This is a genomic window from Chthoniobacterales bacterium, assembly GCA_035274845.1.
Taxonomy (GTDB): domain Bacteria; phylum Verrucomicrobiota; class Verrucomicrobiia; order Chthoniobacterales; family UBA10450; genus AV80.
The window spans coordinates 358,870-378,362 of record DATENU010000022.1 but is presented as its reverse complement, the minus strand read 5'-3'; the positions used below and the strand labels follow the sequence as shown (position 1 = coordinate 378,362).

General features: G+C 59.1%; 21 protein-coding genes. 15 read left to right on the top strand and 6 right to left on the bottom strand.

Annotated elements, in window-relative coordinates:
• Window positions 1–22 precede the first annotated feature (22 nt).
• The 4 genes from VJU77_17715 (at window position 23) to VJU77_17700 (ending at window position 5,274) form a co-directional block, all read left to right on the top strand.
• Window positions 23–1,585, top strand: coding sequence for a glycosyltransferase family 39 protein (locus VJU77_17715; protein ID HKP05192.1), 1,563 nt, complete (start codon window positions 23–25; stop codon window positions 1,583–1,585).
• A gap of 177 nt (window positions 1,586–1,762) precedes the next feature.
• Window positions 1,763–2,305 carry a DNA repair protein RecO gene (gene recO, locus VJU77_17710; protein HKP05191.1) on the top strand — a complete coding sequence of 181 codons (543 nt, stop codon included), beginning with the start codon at window positions 1,763–1,765 and terminating at the stop codon, window positions 2,303–2,305.
• 83 nt (window positions 2,306–2,388) lie between these two features.
• On the top strand, window positions 2,389–2,970 hold the full coding sequence (locus VJU77_17705) for a YceI family protein (protein ID HKP05190.1): 582 nt from the start codon (window positions 2,389–2,391) through the stop codon (window positions 2,968–2,970).
• 120 nt (window positions 2,971–3,090) lie between these two features.
• Window positions 3,091–5,274 carry a hypothetical protein gene (locus VJU77_17700; GenBank protein HKP05189.1) on the top strand — a complete coding sequence of 728 codons (2,184 nt, stop codon included), beginning with the start codon at window positions 3,091–3,093 and terminating at the stop codon, window positions 5,272–5,274.
• 32 nt (window positions 5,275–5,306) lie between these two features.
• On the opposite strand, the gene VJU77_17695 is transcribed toward VJU77_17700, so the two are convergent.
• The 4 genes from VJU77_17695 to VJU77_17680 are packed head-to-tail and all read right to left on the bottom strand — an operon-like array spanning window position 5,307 to window position 7,975.
• Window positions 5,307–5,978 carry an ATP-binding cassette domain-containing protein gene (locus VJU77_17695; GenBank protein ID HKP05188.1) on the bottom strand — a complete coding sequence of 224 codons (672 nt, stop codon included), beginning with the start codon at window positions 5,976–5,978 and terminating at the stop codon, window positions 5,307–5,309.
• The gene (modB, locus tag VJU77_17690; protein HKP05187.1) at window positions 5,975–6,646 is read right to left on the bottom strand and encodes a molybdate ABC transporter permease subunit; all 672 of its coding nucleotides are present in this window, start codon (window positions 6,644–6,646) and stop codon (window positions 5,975–5,977) included. The genes VJU77_17695 and modB overlap by 4 nt, the downstream gene beginning before the upstream one ends.
• Window positions 6,647–6,656: 10 nt before the next feature.
• Window positions 6,657–7,403, bottom strand: a complete 747-nt coding sequence (modA, locus tag VJU77_17685) for a molybdate ABC transporter substrate-binding protein (protein HKP05186.1) — start codon at window positions 7,401–7,403, stop codon at window positions 6,657–6,659.
• Window positions 7,400–7,975 (bottom strand): hypothetical protein, encoded by a 576-nt coding sequence (locus VJU77_17680; GenBank protein ID HKP05185.1) that lies wholly within the window; start codon window positions 7,973–7,975, stop codon window positions 7,400–7,402. The genes modA and VJU77_17680 overlap by 4 nt, the downstream gene beginning before the upstream one ends.
• 111 nt (window positions 7,976–8,086) lie before the next feature.
• On the opposite strand from VJU77_17680, the gene VJU77_17675 reads away from it, so the two are divergent.
• The 6 genes from VJU77_17675 to VJU77_17650 are packed head-to-tail and all read left to right on the top strand — an operon-like array spanning window position 8,087 to window position 12,775.
• The gene (locus tag VJU77_17675; GenBank protein HKP05184.1) at window positions 8,087–8,350 is read left to right on the top strand and encodes a hypothetical protein; all 264 of its coding nucleotides are present in this window, start codon (window positions 8,087–8,089) and stop codon (window positions 8,348–8,350) included.
• Between the two features lie 7 nt (window positions 8,351–8,357).
• On the top strand, window positions 8,358–9,068 hold the full coding sequence (pxpB, locus tag VJU77_17670; GenBank protein ID HKP05183.1) for a 5-oxoprolinase subunit PxpB: 711 nt from the start codon (window positions 8,358–8,360) through the stop codon (window positions 9,066–9,068).
• Entirely contained in the window at window positions 9,065–10,054 is a 990-nt protein-coding gene (locus VJU77_17665) for a biotin-dependent carboxyltransferase family protein (protein ID HKP05182.1), read from the top strand. The genes pxpB and VJU77_17665 overlap by 4 nt, the downstream gene beginning before the upstream one ends.
• Window positions 10,051–10,818, top strand: coding sequence for a 5-oxoprolinase subunit PxpA (locus tag VJU77_17660; GenBank protein HKP05181.1), 768 nt, complete (start codon window positions 10,051–10,053; stop codon window positions 10,816–10,818). The genes VJU77_17665 and VJU77_17660 overlap by 4 nt, the downstream gene beginning before the upstream one ends.
• Before the next feature lie 11 nt (window positions 10,819–10,829).
• Window positions 10,830–12,338, top strand: a complete 1,509-nt coding sequence (locus VJU77_17655; protein HKP05180.1) for an amino acid permease — start codon at window positions 10,830–10,832, stop codon at window positions 12,336–12,338.
• On the top strand, window positions 12,335–12,775 hold the full coding sequence (locus VJU77_17650; GenBank protein ID HKP05179.1) for a hypothetical protein: 441 nt from the start codon (window positions 12,335–12,337) through the stop codon (window positions 12,773–12,775). Before VJU77_17655 ends, VJU77_17650 begins: the two co-directional genes overlap by 4 nt.
• A gap of 36 nt (window positions 12,776–12,811) precedes the next feature.
• Here the strand turns inward: VJU77_17650 and VJU77_17645 are convergent, their stop codons facing one another.
• A complete protein-coding gene (locus tag VJU77_17645; GenBank protein ID HKP05178.1) occupies window positions 12,812–12,943 on the bottom strand; it encodes a hypothetical protein in 132 nt (43 codons plus the stop codon).
• Between the two features lie 133 nt (window positions 12,944–13,076).
• Here VJU77_17645 and VJU77_17640 point away from each other — a divergent pair, with 133 nt between their 5' ends.
• The 3 genes from VJU77_17640 to VJU77_17630 all read left to right on the top strand — a co-directional run bounded on the left by VJU77_17640 (window position 13,077) and on the right by VJU77_17630 (window position 15,897).
• Window positions 13,077–13,250, top strand: a complete 174-nt coding sequence (locus VJU77_17640) for a YqaE/Pmp3 family membrane protein (protein HKP05177.1) — start codon at window positions 13,077–13,079, stop codon at window positions 13,248–13,250.
• 119 nt (window positions 13,251–13,369) lie between these two features.
• A complete protein-coding gene (locus VJU77_17635; protein HKP05176.1) occupies window positions 13,370–15,490 on the top strand; it encodes a choice-of-anchor Q domain-containing protein in 2,121 nt (706 codons plus the stop codon).
• Window positions 15,491–15,561: 71 nt separating this feature from the next.
• Window positions 15,562–15,897 carry a helix-hairpin-helix domain-containing protein gene (locus VJU77_17630; protein HKP05175.1) on the top strand — a complete coding sequence of 112 codons (336 nt, stop codon included), beginning with the start codon at window positions 15,562–15,564 and terminating at the stop codon, window positions 15,895–15,897.
• A gap of 31 nt (window positions 15,898–15,928) precedes the next feature.
• Here the strand turns inward: VJU77_17630 and VJU77_17625 are convergent, their stop codons facing one another.
• Complete coding sequence (locus tag VJU77_17625; GenBank protein ID HKP05174.1) at window positions 15,929–17,482, bottom strand: alkaline phosphatase family protein; 1,554 nt, start codon at window positions 17,480–17,482, stop codon at window positions 15,929–15,931.
• Window positions 17,483–17,723: 241 nt separating this feature from the next.
• On the opposite strand from VJU77_17625, the gene VJU77_17620 reads away from it, so the two are divergent.
• Both VJU77_17620 and VJU77_17615 read left to right on the top strand, forming a co-directional pair.
• Window positions 17,724–18,197 carry a VOC family protein gene (locus tag VJU77_17620; protein ID HKP05173.1) on the top strand — a complete coding sequence of 158 codons (474 nt, stop codon included), beginning with the start codon at window positions 17,724–17,726 and terminating at the stop codon, window positions 18,195–18,197.
• A 396-nt stretch (window positions 18,198–18,593) separates the two neighbouring features.
• Window positions 18,594–19,484, top strand: coding sequence for a DUF1684 domain-containing protein (locus tag VJU77_17615; protein HKP05172.1), 891 nt, complete (start codon window positions 18,594–18,596; stop codon window positions 19,482–19,484).
• The last annotated feature ends 9 nt before the right edge of the window (window positions 19,485–19,493 follow it).

Below are 19,493 nucleotides of genomic sequence, written 5' to 3'. Positions count from 1 at the left end.
CGGAAAATCCGGAGCGCTAAAAATGGAAAGGGCAATTCACCTCACGCGGGCCGGCCCTCCCGTCGAACGGGAATTTCTCCCGGGGCCGGTAATCGTCTGGCTGCTTGCGGCCGCGAAGTTGGTTTTTCATCTTCTGATTGCCGGCCGTTACGGAATCTTTCGCGACGAATTATATTACCTGGCCTGCTCCGAGCACCTCGACTTCGGCTACGTCGATCAGCCACCGCTCATCGCCTTTGTCGCCTGGATTGCGCGCCATCTTTTCGGCGAATCCCTTCTCGGCCTGCGGCTGCTTCCCGCGTTGGCGGGCGCCGCCACGGTCTGGTGGACGGGGAAACTGGCGCGCGAGATGGGTGGCCGCGCTTTCGCCCAGGCCATGGCGGCGCTCGCCGTGGCGATTGCTCCTGTTTACCTGCTTCTGCATCACTGGCTGACCATGAACGCGTTCGAACCCCTGGTCTGGGTCGCCGCGGCCTGGTGCATCGTCCGCGCGATCAACCAGGCTGAGCCGCGCTACTGGCTTTTGTTCGGCCTCATCATCGGGATTGGGATGGAGAACAAATACACTACCGGATTCTTCGCCGTCGCGGTTTTGATCGGGCTGTTTCTTTCGCCCCAGCGACGTTTTCTTTCGAACGTCTGGATCTGGCTCGGGGCCCTTTGCGCGTTCCTGATCTTTCTTCCGAACCTGATCTGGCAGATTCGTCACGGGTTTCCATTCCTGGAACTGATGCACAACATTCGCGGCACTCATCGTGACGTGGTGCGGGGCCCGATCGCTTTCGTCATCGATCAGGCCATGCTCCTGAACCCAGTCCTGTTTCCTCTCTGGCTGGGTGGACTCGGGTGGCTTTGTTTCACTCGAGACGGACGGCGCTTTCGCATTCTCGGTTTGACCTACGTCCTGCTCCTGGTCGCTTTCATCGTTTTGAAAGGGAAGAATTATTATCTCTCTGCCGCGTATCCGATGCTTTTCGCCGCCGGCGCCATTGGGTTCGAGAGGCTAACCCGCGAACGCGGTCGCTGGAGTCGCGCTGTCTATGTCACCTTGATCGTCCTGGCGTTTTGCCTTCTGGCGCCGCTCTCCGTGCCAGTTTTGCCGGCCCGGAAATATGTCCGCTATCAGAAAGCGCTCGGTATCGAGCCACCGAAAGCGGAAAACCAGCCGACCGGCCCCTTACCGCAGCATTTCGCCGATGAGTTTGGCTGGGAGGAGATGGCGCGGGAGGTCGCTCGAATCTACCATGAGCTTCCACCCGAACAGCGCGCGGCGACCGCGATCTTTGCCAACAATTACGGCGAAGCCGGCGCGATCGATTTCTTCGGCAAGAAATACGATTTGCCGAAGGCGATTTGTAGCCATCAGAATTACTGGCTCTGGGGACCGCGGGAGTACACTGGGGAAAGCGTGATCGTCCTCGGGAGCGACGGCACCGGCGACCGCGAGCATTTCGCGAGTGTCGAAGCGATGGGCCGGGCCAACCATCCGTACTCGCGGCGCGACGAACACTTCGACATCTTTGTTTGTCGCGATCTCAACACGACGTTGCAGGCACTCTGGCCCAAAGCAAAGAAGTGGAATTAACTCTTCTGTAGCCGTCGCCCTGTGGGCGACGTGAGGCAGAGCGTTTTACGCGTCCCAAGTCTCGCGCGGCCCACAGGGCCGCGGCTACAGAAGAGCTCTCCGTCGCTCGATAGCGGTTAATAAGGCCGCGACGAGAAACATCGAGCGGTGGAGCGCTCGATCCACCATATTAATCTGGTGGAAAGCACGGCCGCCATCCTGCTTCGGAAACGGAAGCTGAGCGACACGAGCCTGATTGTCTCGTGGTGCACGGAGTCGTTAGGCTGCATCCAGACAGCGGCGAAGGGCGCGCGGCGGTCAAAGAGTCCGTTTGCCGGAAAGCTCGATTTGTTTTTCGAAGCGGAAATCCAGATCGCGCGGAGCCGGAAATCAAATCTGCATTCGCTGACCGAGGTTGCGTTGAAGAATCCCTTCGCCGGGATTCGTTCGAGCCTGCGGCGGACCAGCGCGGCCTCCTATTTCGTCGAGCTTGTCGAGCTTTGCACGGAATCCGATCATCACGAGCCGGAGCTTTTCTCTTTGCTCCGCCGCGCGTTCAATTACTTGAATGACAACGATCCGGATCTGCGCGCGGTGCTCCATTTCGAGACGGAGCTGGCTCGGATCGCCGGCGTTCACGATACGAAAATGTTGAAAAGCAATCCTGCGCTGGCCTTGGCCAATCTTTTCGGACGATTGCCTTCGTCGCGCGCGGAGCTTTTGAAGGCGCTCAAGCATTAACGGAATTTTCCCCAGATACAAAGGTAACATCGGCGTTACCAACGGAGCTTTGCCGCTTCCTCCTGGGGAGCTACGCTTTCGTTATGAAACGCTGTCTGGCGTTATTGGCAGCAATTGCGCTGGCGACTTCGGCAAAGGCGGGCGACACCTTCAAAATCGAACCGTCCCATTCGACGATCGCCTTCAAGGTCGGCCACATGCTGGGATCCGCGAAAGGGAAATTCACCAGGTTCAACGGGACGATCGACGTTAATCGCGAGCATCCGGAACAATCATCCGTCAACGTCACGATTCAGGCGGCCAGTATCGACACGGCCATCGCGAAGCGAGACGACCATTTGCGGAGCGCCGAGTTTTTTAACGTCGAGAAGTTTCCGCAAATCAGTTTCAAAAGCCGCGGGGTGAAAAAAACCGGGGCGGCTACGGGCGACATTACCGGGGATTTGACCATGCACGGCGTGACGCGGCCCATCACGCTTCACGTCCAGCTGCAGGGCGATCCGCAGGCGGCCCTGAAGAATCCGACCACTCGTTGGCGAGTCACGACCGCGCCAATCCGGCGAAGTCAGTTCGGTTTGGTGTTCAGCAAGAGCGCGGAGACCGTGTCGATGATCGCTGACGAGGTCACGGTCGACATCGAAATCGAGGCGCAACGCGCGAATTAGCGCGGAGTTTGTTCGGTCTGCCGCGAAGCCCGCGTTTGCGCTGGCAAATCACGCACAATCGGTGTAAATGACGCCGAGAGTTTTCCCGTTCTCGGGACTTCTCTGACCTCACTCATGAGAATGACACGATCACTCTGCCGATTTGGTTTGGCGCCGTGGGCGCTTCTTCTTCTCGCGATCGCCAAACCGGCGTTCGCCCAGCAATACGGCCTCGACTCACGAGCCGCGATTGGTCCGTATTTGAACAACATCATGCCGCCCGCCGAAGGCGACTTTCCTTTTCCTCAAATGCTTTCCGCCACGGGGGCGTTTAGCGACCCCGCGACCCTTACCCCTGCCCCGGGCCTCATTCCTTACACGGTTAATTCTTCGCTCTGGTCCGATGGCGCGGTCAAGACGCGCTGGATCGCCGTGCCGAACGACGGCCCGCCTTACGCAGCGAGCGAACAGATTAGCTTTGCTCCGACGGGAGAATGGACGTTTCCGAATGGCACGGTTTTCGTCAAACATTTCGAGCTGACGGTGAATGAAATGACCGGCGAACGGAGGCGAATCGAGACGCGTCTTCTGGTTCGCGATGGCACCGGCGAGGTGTATGGCGTCACCTATAGATGGGAGCCGGGTAACACCAGTGATGCGCAATTAGTGGCTCCCCCCGGTCTCGACGAAGACATCACCATTACCGGAGCCAACGGCGCCACTCGCGTCCAAACGTGGCATTATCCGAGTCACGGGGAGTGCCAGGTCTGCCACAACACTCCGGCCAAATATGTCCTCGGGGTCAAGACCCACCAGATTAATAAGGACTTCACTTACCCCTCCACCGGGCGGACCGACAATCAGCTCCGCACGTTTTTGCACCTCGGCATGCTGAATCCCGCGCCCAGCGAGAGCGAGATTCCGACGTTCCTCAAGTCTGTGGCGGTGACGGATCAAACCGCGACGGTTCAACATCGGATGCGGTCATGGATCGATGCCAATTGCTCGCAGTGCCATCGCCCCGGTGGTTTCGGAGGCGGCTATGACGCGCGCCTGGCGACTCCGCTGCCGGATCAAAATCTGATCGATAACCTGGTCTTCTTCCGCGACCTGGCGAGTTCGGATCTGTATCAGCGCGACAATTCGCTGGGGGAAGAGAAAATGCCGCCGATCGCGAAAAACGTCGTGGACGAAAACGCGATGGCGAACCTGCGGCAATGGATCGCGAGTCCATTCGAGATCATTTCGGTAAACCTCTATCAGGATGCGAGCCATCTCATCGTTCGCTTCAACAGTCATGTCGATCCCACCTCGGCGGTGGTCCCGGCCAACTACACCCTCGACCAGGGATTGGTGGTTTCGGCGGCCGCAGTCGGCCCCGATCCGGACACCGTCATTCTCACGGTGCCTTCGTTGAACCAGAGTCAAACCTACCTGCTGACGGTGAGCGATGTGACTGACACGGCTCCCTCGGCGAACACCATCTGGCCGCAAAGCCAGAAATCGTTCGCTGCTCAGTTTGAGCAGCTGCCCACGACGGCCCGGCTGGCGAACATTTCCACGCGGCTTCAGGTCGGCACGGGCGACGAGGTCCTGATTGCCGGGTTTATCATGCGCGGCAGTTCGCCGAAGCGGGTTCTGGTCCGTGCGGATGGGCCTTCGCTCGGCGCCTATGGAATCGCCAATCCCCTCGCAGATCCGATTCTGGAATTGCACGATAGCGCCGGGGCGTTGATCGCGACTAACGACAGTTGGTCGGACAATTACAATCGCCAGGAAATCAGCGACACCGGCATTGCTCCCTCCTCGCAAAAGGAAGCGGTGATTTTGGCAACCCTTCCTTCCAGTGCGGCCGGCACCGCCTACACCGCCGTCGTGCGTGGAGTAGACAACGGAATCGGAACGGCGGTGGTGGAAGTCTACGATCTCGACCGCACGGACAGTTCGAAGCTGCTCAATATCTCGACGCGCGGGCTCGTCCAGATCGGGGACAACGTCCTGATCGCCGGAACTATCATTTCCGGTCCGGCGCCGCAAAAAGTATTGGTCCGCGCGATCGGTCCATCGTTGCCGATTCCGACAAGGCTGGAGGATCCGGCTCTGGAATTGCGCAATGCCAATGGTGGACTGGTCGCTTCGAACGACAACTGGCGCACCGACCAGGAAGCCGACATTCTCGCCACCCAGCTTCAGCCCAGTAACGATTTGGAATCGGCCATCCTGGCGACATTGCCAGCCAACAACGCCGGTTACACGGCCGTGGTGCGCGGCGCGGGCGGATTTACCGGGATCGCTGTCGTGGAAGTTTACGCGCTGGCGCCCTGAGCCTGGCGGACTGGCGAAGAGACAGATTGGCGTTAGCCGAGCACGTCAGCCGGGGCACCGCGCTCAACCAGACGGCCTTGCTCCAGGACCAGCACCTCGTCGCAAAGGGCGGACAACTCGCCCGCATCGTGGGTGACGTAGATGAGCGGAATTCTGAATTCGTCTCGAATCCGGAGAAGCAGCGGAATGAGCCGGCTTTTCAGGCGGGAGTCGAGGCTGCTCATCGGTTCGTCCAGTAAGAGCAGGCGCGGAGCGGAAAGAATGGAACGGGCAAATGCGACCCGCTGTTGTTCGCCGCCCGAGAGCGTGGTGACGTCTCGTCCCAGCAAGTGGGAGATCTCCATTACTTCGGCCACGTGAGCGAGACTGAATAAGTCGCTCTTGTTCTGCGCGGGACGATGACCGTAAACGAGGTTTTCGCGGACGTTGAGGTGCGGGAAGAGAGCGAGGTCCTGCGGGACGTACCCAATCCGGCGGACCCGCGGTGGAACGTTCAGGCGTGCTTCGGCGTCGAAGAGAAGATCGTCCTCTATCCGGACCGTTCCCGCGACAGGCCGGCGGAGACCGGCAATCAAATCAAGGAGAGAGGTTTTTCCAGCGCCGGAGGGGCCGAAAATTCCGGTGATGGGTCGATCAAAAGCGACGTCCGCTTCCAATGTGAAACTGGCCAGCGGCAGCCGAATATGATGAAGGCGGAGACTCATACGGACCGTTTGCGCTTCGAGATAATCTGTCCGCAAAAAACGGTGACGAAGACGATGCCGATCGAAACCAACAGGAGCGGCACGGCGGCGACGTCATGGCCGAGCTGAATGTTGTGGTAGATCGCGAGCGAGATGGTCATGGTTTTTCGCGGAATCATTCCGGCGACTACCGCCGTGGCGCCGAATTCCCCCATGGCGCGTGCGAAGGCGAGCACGGCCCCGGCCACGATTCCCCGAAAAGCCAGGGGCAACGTGATCGTGCCGAAGATCCGCCATTCATTTGCGCCCAAAGTGCGGGCGATATCTTCCAGGCGCGGATTCACTTCTTGAAACGCGCTCTGGGCGGTGCGGACCAGGAGCGGGAAGGACATGATCGCGCCTGCCAGGACGACCGCGCGCCAGGTAAAGACAACTTCCAATCCCAAGCTCCGTTGGAACACGGAACCAAGCGGCCCGTAGCGGCCGAACAGGAGCAGCAGAACGAGTCCGGTCGCAACCGGTGGAATAAACAACGGCAGCATCACCAGCGTCTCGACTATCGCCTTTCCGGGCCAGTCCCGGCGCGCCAACAGCCACGCAATCGCGATCCCCAGCGGTAAAATCAGGAGCGTGCTAAGCGCCGAAACCTCAATCGTGAAGAAGACGATCTGCCACGCTTCGCCCGTCATGACGCGGCGGCTATTTCGCCACCATGAAGCCGAATTTCTCGAAGATTGCTCGCGCTTCCGGGCCAGCGAGATAGTCGGCAAATATCTTGGCCCGCTCCGGTTCCCTGGAAGATTTTAACACCGCGACCGGATAGGAAATTTTCGGCCCTTCGGCAGCGGGGATTTCCACCGCGGCTTTCACCTTCTTTGAAATAAGGGCATCGGTTTTGTAAACAAAGCCCGCTTCCACGTTGCCCGATTCAACTGCAGCCAGAGCTGCGCGGACATTCTCGGTCGGAACGACTTTGTCTTTGATTGCGTCCCAAAGCTTGAGTTTCTGGAGATACTCGCGTGCGTAAATTCCGGCCGGCACCGTTTGCGGCTCGGCGAGGGCGAGTTTTTTGTAGGCCGGCTGGGTCAGATCGGAAACCGATTTCGGGGTCAGGGTCGAGTCCGTTGCGACGACGAGGACGAGCAAATTAGAGAGCAGGCTGCGCCGCGTTGCTGGCAGCACGAGGCCTTTCTTGTCGAGGTCGTCCATTTTTGCCTCGTCCGCGGAGAAGAACAGGTCGGCCGGGGCGCCCTGTTCGATCTGTCTCGCCAGCAGGCTCGACGCGCCGAAGTTGAACTGCACTTTGTCGCCGCCTTTCATTTCATAAGCGGCGCCGATTTCCTTCATGGCATCGGCTAAACTTGCGGCCGCCTGCACAGAGAGCTCGGCGGCGGAGAGAGTGGCATTGAGAAACAGGCTCAGGAGAAGAAGGGCGCTGGCTTTCATGCGCGTTCCTTGGTTCGAACTGCCAGGAAAATCGCGATCAACGGCAATGCGCCGATAAGCGAACCCTCGACCATTCTGACGAGGCGTTCGGTCGGGGTCGAGAGTCGCTGGAAAATGGTTATGGCGTTGCTGGCCTCGGGCTGAGTAATCACTCCCCAGAATGGCAGCAGGGTCGCCATCACCGTGAAGATACCGAGAATCACGAGATCGCGCCTAACGAATGGAAGGACCGCGAGCCGCCACGCCGCGAACCAGCCCAGGCCATCCATCCGGACCGTGTCGTTCAGGGAAGCCGGAATCAGCGCGATCGTTTTGTTGAAAAGGACGATGCTGAATCCGCCGACGAGCCAGTTGCCGAGCCATACAGCATACGCACCGGGCAGACCCGCGCCTTGCAGGATGACGATCCACACTCCCGGCGCGATCCAGAATAATTGCGAGATCACAATAAGCACCACCGTCGCCAGCGTGTTGCGACGGGCGATCGCAATACTCATCGCGGAATAAAGGACTGTCATCCCGATCAAATTGGCCGCGACCGCAATCAGGCAGGTGACGAATTGTTCGGACATGGCATGAGATATCGCCTGGACTGGCTTTCGCGCCAAAGTGCGGCGATTAATACCTGCCTATTATCCTGATGACGCGAGATTTCAAATTACGCGCCGGTCCTCACTGAAAATATGAACATGCAATTCGATGTCCAGACGGTCGCGTTGCTTCTGGCCTGGGTCGGGACGGCGTGCTGGGCCGTTTGTTTTTGGTGGATGCACCGGCTCTCGTCGCGGCAGGAAACCATGTTGCAGGAATTACATGACGTCACCAAGCGGATCGAAAAGCTTTCGAAGGCCGAGCACGATCTGATCCAGGAAGTGCATCCCAAGGTCGAAGAGATCAAGGAATCGGTAAAAGACGTGTCGAACAAGGTTTCGTCGCAGAAAGCCTAGCGTCGGAATGAAAATCGAACCGCTCGGCGATTCCGCGCTGATCGTTCGCGTGGTCGACGATTTCGAGAAAAATCCGGATGGAGCGTTGAACGCGGTCCTGGCTGCGCTTCGGCAACTGGAAGCCGCGAAACTTCCGGGAACGATCGAAATGGCGCCCGCTTATACCACCATCGGCGTTTTTTACGATCCGATGCGGGTAGAACCAGGCGCCGGCGGCCAATCGCCTTTCGATGTGCTCGAGACAAAGATTCGAAACGCTTTGAGCGGTTCGTTCCTTGGAAAAGAATCGGCGATCGAGACGCCGGTGGTCGAGATTCCAGTTTGCTACGGCGAAGAGCTGGGGCCGGATCTCGCCGATGTTTCGCGGATAGCAGGATTGCCTGAGGCCGAGGTCGTCCGCCTCCATGCGAACGCGAATTATCGCGTCGCTTGTGTCGGGTTCATCGCCGGATTCTCGTTCCTGAGCGGTCTGCCGCCAAAGCTTGCGACGCCGCGCCGCGCTAGTCCTCGCCAGGAAGTGCCAGCGGGTTCGGTCGGCATCGGCGGCGCGCAGACCGGGATTTATCCGAAAAAATCGCCGGGCGGCTGGAACATTATCGGGCGCACCCCGCAGCGTCTATTTGACGTAACGAACGATCCCCCGACAAGACTCCGGGCGGGGGATCGCGTCCAGTTCCGGGAGATTTCGCGGGAGGAATTCGACGCGTTCTCCCAATGAATGTCCTGGTTCGTTCCGCCGGTTTTGTGACTTCCGTCCAGGACCGGGGCCGCGCGGGCTACCGCCGATCCGGTGTTTCGAGCGGCGGCGCGCTCGATTCCTTTGCCCTCCGCGTGGCCAATGCGCTGGTCGGCAATGACGACGATGCGGCGGGCCTCGAACTCACTCTCGGCCGGGTGCGACTTCGGTTTGAGGATGAACATATGGTCGCGTGGTGCGGCGGCGCGTTCTCGATCCGGATTGGCGACGACAATCTTCCGCCCGGGCACGCCGGATTTGTCGCGAAAGACACGGAGCTGACGATCACAGCGCCAAATGCCGGGGGACGTGCCTGGTTGGCGCTCTCTGGCGGGATCGACGTGCCGCTCATTCTTGGGAGCCGATCGACGGATTTGCGCGGAGGTTTTGGTGGTTACGAAGGACGCGCGCTTCGCGATGGCGATGAGTTGTCGTTAGGCGTCAAGGAGCGGCGATTTGAAATCGCCGACCGATTGAAACGGCGGTTTCAAACCGCCGCTCCTTGGGGCGCTCCTGCGATTTGGGCCTCTTCCGAGAATCGAAAGCCCGTCCTGCGCATTGTGAGAGGAACGGATTGGGAACGATTCACAGACGTCGCCCAGCGTTCTCTTTTAGATAGCGCTTTTACAGTCCTGTCTGACTCAGACCGCATGGCAGCGCGGCTGGAAGGCGCGACCCTGGAACGCTTGGACTCGGGCGATCTCATCTCCGAGGCAGTAACTCCGGGAACCATCCAGGTGCCACCGAGTGGGAAACCGATTCTCTTGCTCGGGGATTGCCAAACCATCGGCGGTTATCCAAAAATCGCGCACGTGATCACCGTAGACCTGCCCGTTGCCGCCCAGCTCTGGCCCGGCGAAGCCGTTCGCTTCCACCAGGTTTCGCTGGCGGGCGCCCAGGAAATCCTGCGCCAACGCGAAGAGGATTTTTCTCGCTTCCGCGTCGGCTTGAGCCTGCACCACCCATGAACCTGGTGGTCGATCTCAATTCCGATCTGGGCGAAGGCGCCGGACACGATTTGGAGATTTTGGACCTGGTCAGCTCCGCCAACATCGCCTGCGGTTTTCATGCGGGCGATCCGGCGTCGGTCTTCGGCTCGATCCAGGCAGCCATCGAGCGAGGTGTCTCCATTGGGGCGCATCCCAGTTTTGCCGATCGGGAAAACTTCGGCCGCACTGAGATCACCATTCCTCCCGCGGAAGTTTATTCGCTGGTGGCATACCAGATCGGAGCGTTCCAGGCCCTGGCCCGGGCGGCGGGCGGCCGGATGAATCACGTGAAAGCGCATGGCGCGCTTTACAACATGGCCGCGCGCGATCGAGAGCTGGCGGACGTGATCGCGAATGCGGTTTTTAATCTCGATCCGAAGCTGATTCTCTTCGCTCCGTCTGGGAGCGAACTCGATTACGCCGCCACGGAACTTGGGTTGGCAACAGCATCGGAAGTTTTCGCGGATCGGAATTATCTTTCGAACGGTTCGCTCGTGCCTAGGTCGCGAGACGATGCGTTTGTCCACGACCCCGTCGAAGCCGCCGAGCGCATTATCCGCATGCTGGTGGAAGGGAAAGTGCAGGCCGTTGATGGCCCCGACGTGCCGGTTCTCGCGACCACGGTTTGCGTGCATGGAGACAATCCGCAGGCGGTGGAGTTCGTGCGCAGGCTGCGCGAGCGCCTGGACAAGGAAGATGTGATGATCGCGGCGCCGTCCCCTCCGCCTGAATTCGAGACGTAAAGGACGCCGGGATGGAAACGCCGCTGCGATCCGATAATCACCAGCTGGTCCGTCGGCTTGGTCCGCTCGACGCGATGATGATTGTCGTCGGCTCGATGATCGGGTCCGGCATCTTCATCACCTCGGCGGAATCCACGAGATTAGTCGGCGCGCCGGGATGGCTGCTCCTCGCCTGGACGGTCGCCGGGGTAATGACAATCACGGGGGCGCTCTGTTGCTCGGAGCTCGCCGCCATGATGCCGCGGGCCGGAGGCGTTTACGTTTTTCTTCGCGAAGCCTACGGCCCAGCCCTCGGTTTTCTTTTCGGCTGGACCCTGTTTCTCGTCATTCAAACCGGCACGATTGCCGCCGTGGCGATTGCGTTTGCGAAGTTCACTGGCGTCTTCGCGCCCGCGATCGCCTCCGACAATTACCTGGTCGCTCCCATCCATCTTTTCGGCGGATACGCGATCAGCTGCTCCACGGAGCAACTGGTCGCGATCGGACTGATTCTCTTGCTCACCTGGGTCAACACGCGCGGACTCGAGACTGGGCGGTTTGTGCAGAACACTTTCACCTTCGCGAAAACCGCGGCGCTTTTCGCACTCATCGTTCTCGGCCTGTCGTTAGGCTGGAAGCCCGAGAGCGCGGCGCGCGCGTCGGATTGGTGGAACTCATGGAAGAACGGCTGGAATCCACAGACAGTCCAACCGGGCCTCAGCGCCGCCGGCGGCCTCGCTCTCGTGCTCCTTTTTGGCAAGGCAATGGTTGGTCCTGTCTTTGCCCAGACCGCGTGGACAAACGTCACCTTTATTGGCGGCGAAATCCGCGACCCCGGCCGCAACCTCGCCCGTGCCCTGCTCGGCGGCTGCGGTGTCGTCGTCGTCCTCTACGTTCTTGCGAATCTCGCTTACGTCGCGATCCTGCCGCTCTCGGGGATTCAGCATGCTCCGCAGAATCGCGTTGCGGTTGCGGCCATGAATTCCATTTTTGGCGCGCCCGGCGCCAGCGTGATGGCGGCCGCGATCATGATTTCGACTTTTGGTTGCAATAACGGACTCATCCTGGCGGGCGCGCGGGTCTATTACGCGATGGCGCGCGATGGTTTGTTTTTCCGGCGAATTGCCACGATCAGCAGACGCAATGTTCCCGCGGCCGCGCTTTTTGCGCAGGCCATCTGGACGGTGCTGCTCACGCTGCCGCGCACCATCATTCGCGACCCGGCGACTGATGCCGTCACCTACGGCAACGTTTATACCCAGCTGCTCGAGTACATCGTTTCGGCCGACCTGGTCTTTTACCTCTTGCTCGTCGTGGCCGTGGTCGTTCTGCGAAAGAAACGCCCGGAAGCCGAGCGCCCGTATCGCATGTGGGGCTATCCGTACGTCCCCGTGATCTCCCTTCTTCTGGCCGGATTTCTCATCGCCGATCTGGCCTATCTGGCGCCCACCACTTCCGGAATCGGTTATCTATTCGTCCTGAGTGGGATCCCGGTTTATTTCATCTGGCGCCGCGGGTTTTTAGCGGACCGCAGCGCATGAAAACGATCAGATCATTCTTATTGCCGCTAGCTTTATTCCTCGGTGTCCCTGGTGTTTTCGCAACCCCGATCACTTTCACAGCCGCCGGGTTGAAGGAGAAGTTCATCGTAACGCTCGAAGTCTCGGGAAAAACCGTGGCCGGCTCATTCAGTTCACGCCCTTACGGGGGAAAGCCAACCGCAGCTGTGCCATTCACCGGTAAAGTAATTCCAACGCCGAAAGGCAAGAGCGGGGTTTTCCTCGAGATTCGATTCGCCGGCCCAGCGCCCTACAGCAGACCGCCTGAAGCGAAACAGCTCGTCTGGCGTCTCACAATCTTGAGACACCGGGCACACCTTTTCATTCCGATTTACGAACGACTCATCAATTTCGAAGACAGGACGCCACGATGGGCGGTGGACGAACTTGAGCTGGAAGCCGCAGGACCTCTGAGGTAGATGCGCAGGGCCCTGCGCGGTCACGATAGCTGCGGCTTACCGGGCGTACATCGAGCTTTGCTCGCGGGTGCGCGTGGTGGTGGTCGTGGTTTCAGTCGTGGTCGAGCAGCCGGTGATGAAAATCGCGGCCAGTGAGAGGAACGTAAGTGCAATCAGGTTCTTTTTCATTATGCAGAAGAAACGTGTTTGCCCGGCGCCGCGGATGGGTTGATTCGCAGCGTGCTCACAGGGATGCCGGCAATCCGTCATTGCGGGTCTTCGGAGTTGCATGGAAGGTTATGGCCGCACCGCTAACCACAAATTGAAAGCACTCCGCTACTTTTTCTGTGTCGTCTTTCCGCCCATCGCGGTCTTGATGACGGGCCGGATTCTGAGCTTCATCCTGAGCCTTCTACTAACCCTGCTCGGCTGGGTTCCCGGCGTCATTCACGCCTGCCTGGTGGTCAACGATTACCAGGCTGAGCATCGGCACTGAGATCAAGGAGCGGCGGTTTATCCCGCAACTGCGGGACCGTCGACTTGATTGGGCTTTGTGAGCCACGCGGACAGCATCGAATTTCCTTGTCTTGCGTATCTTTACTTGTATAAGCGGGCATGCGATTCCCCAGTAGACCCCTCCGCGTCTCTCTCGGATTCGCGATTATTGTCCTGGCTACGGTCTCCGCCCAATCAGCAGTTCTCATCGTTACAAACACCCAGGATTTTGGCGCCGATTCGCTGCGCGCGGCGGTGGCGGTGGCGGCCGTGGGCGACACGATCGAGTTCAACATCCCCACGAGCGATCCGGGTTACAACGTTGCCACCGGCGTTTTCACAATCACTCTTCTCAGTGGGGAAATTGTGATCGACAAGGATTTGAACATCGCCGCTCCTGGAGAGCGCATTGCCATCAGTGGCAATCACGCCGGCCGCATCTTTCACATCACCAACGGTAATGTGGCAATTTCCGCTATTTCCCTCATCGATGGTACCGCCAAGGGAACTGACGGTCCATTTGATGACGACGGCTCTCCAGGGATCGGCGGCGCCATTCTGAATCAAGGGACGCTCGTTTTCAAAGGTTGCACCTTCAAGAGCAATACCGCCCTCGGTGGAAGGGGCGGCTCTGGAACGCAGGCCGGAAAGGGTGGGGATGGCCTGGGGGGTGCCATTGCTAACCAAGCCAACCTTTCCCTCGTTGCGTGCACCGTGGCCGACAACTCTGCTCTGGGCGGTCCCGGCGGAACTTTCGTCCATACGGGAATCCATTCTGGCGGCGCAACCGGTGGAGCGGGGTCCGGAGGCGCGATCCATAATTCAGCCACCGGCACTCTCTCTCTGAGCAATTGCACAATTACGTCGAACACTTCTGTTGGCGCCGATGCTCGGCAATTTGGCGATACCTCGAGCCAGGGTGCCGCCGCGCAGGGCGGTGGCGTCGCGAACTTCGGCAACGTGTCAATTGTGCATTGCACCCTGGCGAACAATTCTGCGTCTGGAGGTGATGCCTATACGGCGTCCATCTTTGGGCCATACGACGGCGCACCGAGTTCCGGAGGCGGGATTTACAGCGCGTCTGGCTCTGTTTTGGTCACCCGCGATACGATTTTTGCTCCGAATATTGCGGTAGGCGGAGCGGGAGGCGGCGCGCCGGCGACTGACGGAGCCGCCACAGGGCAGGATGTAAATGCCGCGATTACCAGTCAGGGGCACAATCTGTTTGGCCGTTCAGATGGTTGCAGCGGTATTACAACGGACGATCTCCAGGGTGGAACGACCGACGCCACGCGGCTTGATCCGAAGCTCGGCACTCTGGGCAACTATGGCGGTCCAACCGAAACGTTGCCGCTCTTACCTGATAGCCCGGCCATCGACGCCGGAAGCGCGGCCGCGCCCACGCGGGACCAACGCTCTTATCTGCGATCGGGTCCGCCGGACATTGGCGCTTTCGAATACCAGGGTAGGCAGCCCGCTCCCCTTGCGAACATTTCAACGCGCCTGCGAGTTCAACCGGACGACAATGCCATGATCGGCGGGTTCATCATTACCGGCGCCGAGCCGAAGACCGTAATCATTCGTGGGATTGGACCTTCGTTGCCTGTGACCGGAGCGCTGGCCGACCCGGTCATCGAAGTTCACGGCTCTGCGGGCGAGATTCTCTCTACCAACGACAACTGGCGGGACGCTGCGACGAGACAGGAAATTATCGGGAGCGGGTTGTCACCTGCGAACGATTTGGAATCGTCGTTCTGGGGCGCGCTGGCTCCCGGGTCGTATACTGTTGTTGTCCGGGGAGCGGGCAATACGGTGGGCACAGGCTTGTTCGAAGTCTACGACCTTGACCAGACGGTCGATTCCAAGTTGGCCAACATCTCGACGCGCGGCTTCGTTGGGACGGGCGATGATGTGATGATTGGCGGCACGATCATCGTTGGAGGTCCTCCGGCGAAGGTGCTTTTCCGCGCCATTGGTCCCAGTCTGATGAATTTTGGCGTTACCAATGCGCTGGCAGATCCGGTCGTGGCGCTCTACGACGGCAATGGCCAACTCCTCGCCATTAATTACGATTGGCGTGACGATCAGGAAGCGGAAATCAATGCGACGGGCCTCCCGCCATCAAACAATCTGGAGTCGGCGATTGTGCGGGATCTGGCGCCCGGCAATTACACCGCCATTGTCCGCGGTTTCAACAACACCACCGGCGTTGCCCTGGTGGAAGTCTACAATCTGAATTAGCGTCGCGGGGGAAACCGGTCTGGTCCTTCCCAGGTTGTAATGAGAACGTCTCCTTCCGGATTACCTTAACGATGAACACGTCCAGCTTGCCCACCAGGAGACGCCAGCCATCGAGGCTGACCACACGCAAGGCGACTCAGGCGCGGCTGGCCACAGTCCTCGAAGCCATCCCCAATGTCGGTGCATCGATCGCCCGTGATCTGCGATCGATCGGGATCAAACAGCCGCGGGACTTGATCGGGAAGAACCCGCAATCTCTTTACCAGGCCTTATGCGAGCGAACCCGCGCCCGGCAGGACCCTTGCGTTCTCGACACCTTCATCTCGGCCGTTCGCTTCATGGAAGGAGCCCCCGCGCGTCCGTGGTGGTCCTATACCGCGGAGCGAAAAAGGAAATTTCCCGCTTGAAGCCGACAGCGCGTGACGACTCTGCCACTCCTCAAAAAAATCCCGGGTGGCGAAGCTTCCTGACCTTCTCAAGAAATTCCTTCGCATCCGCGGCGCTGTTGACCAACAGGCCGCTCAACAGCGGATCGTGTACGTAAAACTTACCAATCGCCTCAATAATTGATTTTTGCAGATCGTTGAGCGGCTGAGCGCCCGGCTCGACTTGCCCCATCAGACCTTCAACGAGGGTTGACGACGGTCCGGGATAAACGGTCCAATCAGGCCATGTGCTGAGGTCACGTGCGGTTGCAGTGAACACTTCGGTAAAGGGCGGCGCGGTGTCCTGACGAGGCCCGAGCGAAGACAGGCCCCACCTCTGTTGCATTGTCTGCAAGAAGGAGCAGTGATGCATGGGAGTGTTCACGATCGTGTTTGCCGCAATGTTCGCCGACACCATTACCATCGGCACGCGAACGCCCAACCGATTGAACGTGAAACCTTCCTCTCCGGCTCCGGTGTTAAATCCACAGGGGTCGAGTGGGGCGATTGATGGCGGGGGAACATGATCGTAGCCGCCGCCGTGCTCATCGAAGGTGATGATCAGCAAAGTGTTCTGCCAGTTGTTGCCATTAGCGGTTTGGGAATTGCGAATTGCCTGGTAAACCTTCCAGACGAGCCGGTCGCCGAGCAGGACACTGCCGGGGCCACCATCCGAGTAAAGCTCCGAGCCGAACGAAGAGGGGTGCATGTCGTCATGCCACAGGACGTCCTCTAAAAAGTTAATGAAATGCGGTTCGACGAATGAGTACTTCGGCAGTTCACCTGCCGCGCAATCGGTGAAGAAATTCCGGAAGAAAGGTTGGCCACCTTCGAAGTAACGAAAGTAGTTTTCGCCGATTTTGTCTTTCAAATCTCCCCAGTGAACCAGCTTGGTCAAACCTACCGCCAGGTCCTCGTAGATGTGCCAGCTGCCGGTTCCAAATTTCGTCTCCAGCAAATCGAAGAGCGTTGCGCCCTTGCTCGATTCAGCCCAATTGTCGAGGTTCCAGGGAGGGTCGCCGTACGCGGGTGGATTGTTAACCCAGCCCCAGGAAGTGGCCGCATGCCAGAACGCCCGGTTGCACCATGTCTGGCTGGGCACGGCGCAGAACCAATGATCGAAAACCGCGAATTGCTGGGCCAGCTGGCTTAGCACCGGAAGAGAATCCGGGGTGAAACATTGCATGATCTCCCTGCTCTGGGCGTCGGCCGAACCTGGCCATTTCGGCAGCGCCGTCAGGGTATTGAAATAGTCCCGCACGAAGCCCTGCATTGTCGGAGTCGGAGTGTCTGAGGCCGGAACGCCGAACACTTGCGCGGTAACGTGATCGAATTCCTCACCCGGATCGGGGTAGGGTTGGTGGTAGTCCGTTTGGGTCGAGACGGGAACCGGATTCCCGTTCTCATCTGGGTTAGTCAGGTTGTTGCCCACGACGCCGGCAAACTGTTTTCCGGGCGGGACGCCATTCTGGTAAAGATAGCCGAGCAGGTTGTCGAAAGAGCGATTCTCGAGCATGAGGACAACGACGTGCTCGAAAGTTTCCAAGAGTGATTGGGGGTTTTCCATGATCTCTCCTTTGGGTGAAGAAGTTGGTTCGGTCAGGGTGGAGGCGGGCGGTTGCAGTATACAACAAGGTGCGAGCCCCGCCAGACTTTAGCGGGGCATAAGACTGAACCACATGGATCCTTGCGGTCTCGACACCTTCAGCTCGGCCGTTCGTTTCAAAACTCGCGATTCGCGACAATTTATGAGGGCACCGCACGCCCCATCGGCTTGCGTGGCGCCTGCCTCGACGACATTGTGAGCGATGCAAAGAATTACTCCAATGCTCTGGTTCGATGGGCAGGCGGAAGAGGCGGCGAGGTTTTACGTGTCGGTCTTCAAGAATGCGAAGCTCGGACAGATCACGCATTACGGTGACGAGCCGCCAGGGAGAAAAGGGCAGGTGATGACGGTGGACTTCGAGCTGGATGGACAGCAATTCGTGGCCTTGAACGGCGGACCGCAGTTCAAGTTCACGGAAGCGATCTCCCTTGTGATCAACTGCGATACCCAGGAGGAGATCGACTATTACTGGGATAAACTCACGGCCGGTGGCGGCGAAGAAGTCCAATGCGGCTGGCTCACGGACAAGTACGGGCTCTCGTGGCAGGTGACGCCGTCGAAATTCTTCTCCGAATGGGCGAAAGACCCGGCCGGCTTGCAGCGGGTCATGCACGAAGTAATGCAGATGGTGAAGCTCGATCTGGCGAAGATGGAAAACGCGTTTGAAAGGAAATAAAACCGCGGATTGCGCGGATTTCGCGAATGGGATTGTGATCAAAGCACCATACGCGTTCGATTGAGGCCGGGAGTACAGCGAGAGCGAAACTCCGGACGGCGATCGCCAAGAATTCTAGCCCCGAAGGGGCGGCGGAATAAAGTCGGCAGTGAAGCGTCAGCGGAACTGCCGGGCTCATGCTGTCCCCAGGATTCAAAGCCCCGAAGGGGCGGCGGAATATCGGTTGTTCGATTGGGCGCCGGAACATGATCCGCATCCGTCGCAACTCGCGGGGGCTTTGGATTTCTGCTGCGAGATCCCGGACCTCGCCGGGGCTCGCTCCGGGCTTTAATCCGGCATGCCTCCGGCACTTGAAAGACAGAAGAACGAAACAGGATCTTGCTATAGACTTGGTCCGTGAAACGAAATCTTGGCATTTTGATGGCGCTGGCGTTTGCGTCAGTGACTTCGGCGTGGGCGCAGACGGATTACGCCAAAGAGATTGAAAAATGGCGGAGCGACCGGGAGACGAGGCTCAAGACGGAGACAGGCTGGCTGACGGTGGCGGGACTGTTTTGGCTGAAGGAGGGAGTGAACACGGTCGGCGCCGGCGACAAGTTTGATGTGCGTCTGACGAACAACTTTCCGCCCGGCGAATTCGGAGAGATCGAGTTCAAGAATGACGCGGCCGTCTTGAAGGTGGCTGAGGGAGTCGAGGCGCAGGCCGATGGCAAACGCATCACGGGACCACAGACTCTGGTTTCCGACGAAAGGGGGAAGCCGACTGAGATTCGGACGGGAACGCAGACATTTTACCTGATCAAGCGGGAGGAGCGCTTTGGGATTCGGCTGAAGGACAGCAATAGTGAGGCGCGGCGAAATTTCAAAGGACTGAACTGGTTCCCGGTGGACGAAAGTTACAAAGTGACCGCGCGGCTCGAACCGGGCACGGAAGCGAGGGAAATGAAAGTGCCGAATGTACTCGGCGGCTTTTTCAAGATGAAGAGCCCGGGCACGCTGAAATTCACGCTGAAGGGAAAGCCTTCGTCGCTTCAGGCGGTGGAGGAAGATGATGGGACGCTCTTTCTCATCTTTGGCGACGCGTCGAATGAAAACGCGACCTACAAGTCGGGGCGATTTCTTTACGCCGAGAAGCCGGTGAACGGAGAAGTCACGCTCGATTTCAACAAGGCGGAGAACCCGCCCTGCGCTTTCACGCCCTATGCGACCTGCCCGTTGCCGCCCCCAGGGAACAAGCTCGACGTGGAGGTGAACGCCGGAGAGAAAACGTACGGGCACGGGCACTAGGGCCCGTTG

Bases quoted from the DNA above. Each gene is read 5' to 3' on its own strand.
- VJU77_17705 (HKP05190.1), top strand. From the start codon at position 2,389: ATGAAACGCTGTCTGGCGTTATTGGCAGCAATTGCGCTGGCGACTTCG.
- VJU77_17700 (HKP05189.1), top strand. From the start codon at position 3,091: ATGACACGATCACTCTGCCGATTTGGTTTGGCGCCGTGGGCGCTTCTT.
- VJU77_17660 (HKP05181.1), top strand. From the start codon at position 10,051: ATGAACCTGGTGGTCGATCTCAATTCCGATCTGGGCGAAGGCGCCGGA.
- modA (HKP05186.1), bottom strand. From the start codon at position 7,403: ATGAAAGCCAGCGCCCTTCTTCTCCTGAGCCTGTTTCTCAATGCCACT.
- VJU77_17715 (HKP05192.1), top strand. From the start codon at position 23: ATGGAAAGGGCAATTCACCTCACGCGGGCCGGCCCTCCCGTCGAACGG.
- VJU77_17665 (HKP05182.1), top strand. From the start codon at position 9,065: ATGAATGTCCTGGTTCGTTCCGCCGGTTTTGTGACTTCCGTCCAGGAC.
- VJU77_17680 (HKP05185.1), bottom strand. From the start codon at position 7,975: ATGTCCGAACAATTCGTCACCTGCCTGATTGCGGTCGCGGCCAATTTG.
- modB (HKP05187.1), bottom strand. From the start codon at position 6,646: ATGACGGGCGAAGCGTGGCAGATCGTCTTCTTCACGATTGAGGTTTCG.
- VJU77_17675 (HKP05184.1), top strand. From the start codon at position 8,087: ATGAACATGCAATTCGATGTCCAGACGGTCGCGTTGCTTCTGGCCTGG.
- VJU77_17655 (HKP05180.1), top strand. From the start codon at position 10,830: ATGGAAACGCCGCTGCGATCCGATAATCACCAGCTGGTCCGTCGGCTT.
- VJU77_17620 (HKP05173.1), top strand. From the start codon at position 17,724: ATGCAAAGAATTACTCCAATGCTCTGGTTCGATGGGCAGGCGGAAGAG.
- VJU77_17695 (HKP05188.1), bottom strand. From the start codon at position 5,978: ATGAGTCTCCGCCTTCATCATATTCGGCTGCCGCTGGCCAGTTTCACA.
- VJU77_17625 (HKP05174.1), bottom strand. From the start codon at position 17,482: ATGGAAAACCCCCAATCACTCTTGGAAACTTTCGAGCACGTCGTTGTC.
- VJU77_17645 (HKP05178.1), bottom strand. From the start codon at position 12,943: ATGAAAAAGAACCTGATTGCACTTACGTTCCTCTCACTGGCCGCGATT.
- VJU77_17635 (HKP05176.1), top strand. From the start codon at position 13,370: ATGCGATTCCCCAGTAGACCCCTCCGCGTCTCTCTCGGATTCGCGATT.
- VJU77_17650 (HKP05179.1), top strand. From the start codon at position 12,335: ATGAAAACGATCAGATCATTCTTATTGCCGCTAGCTTTATTCCTCGGT.
- VJU77_17630 (HKP05175.1), top strand. From the start codon at position 15,562: ATGAACACGTCCAGCTTGCCCACCAGGAGACGCCAGCCATCGAGGCTG.
- pxpB (HKP05183.1), top strand. From the start codon at position 8,358: ATGAAAATCGAACCGCTCGGCGATTCCGCGCTGATCGTTCGCGTGGTC.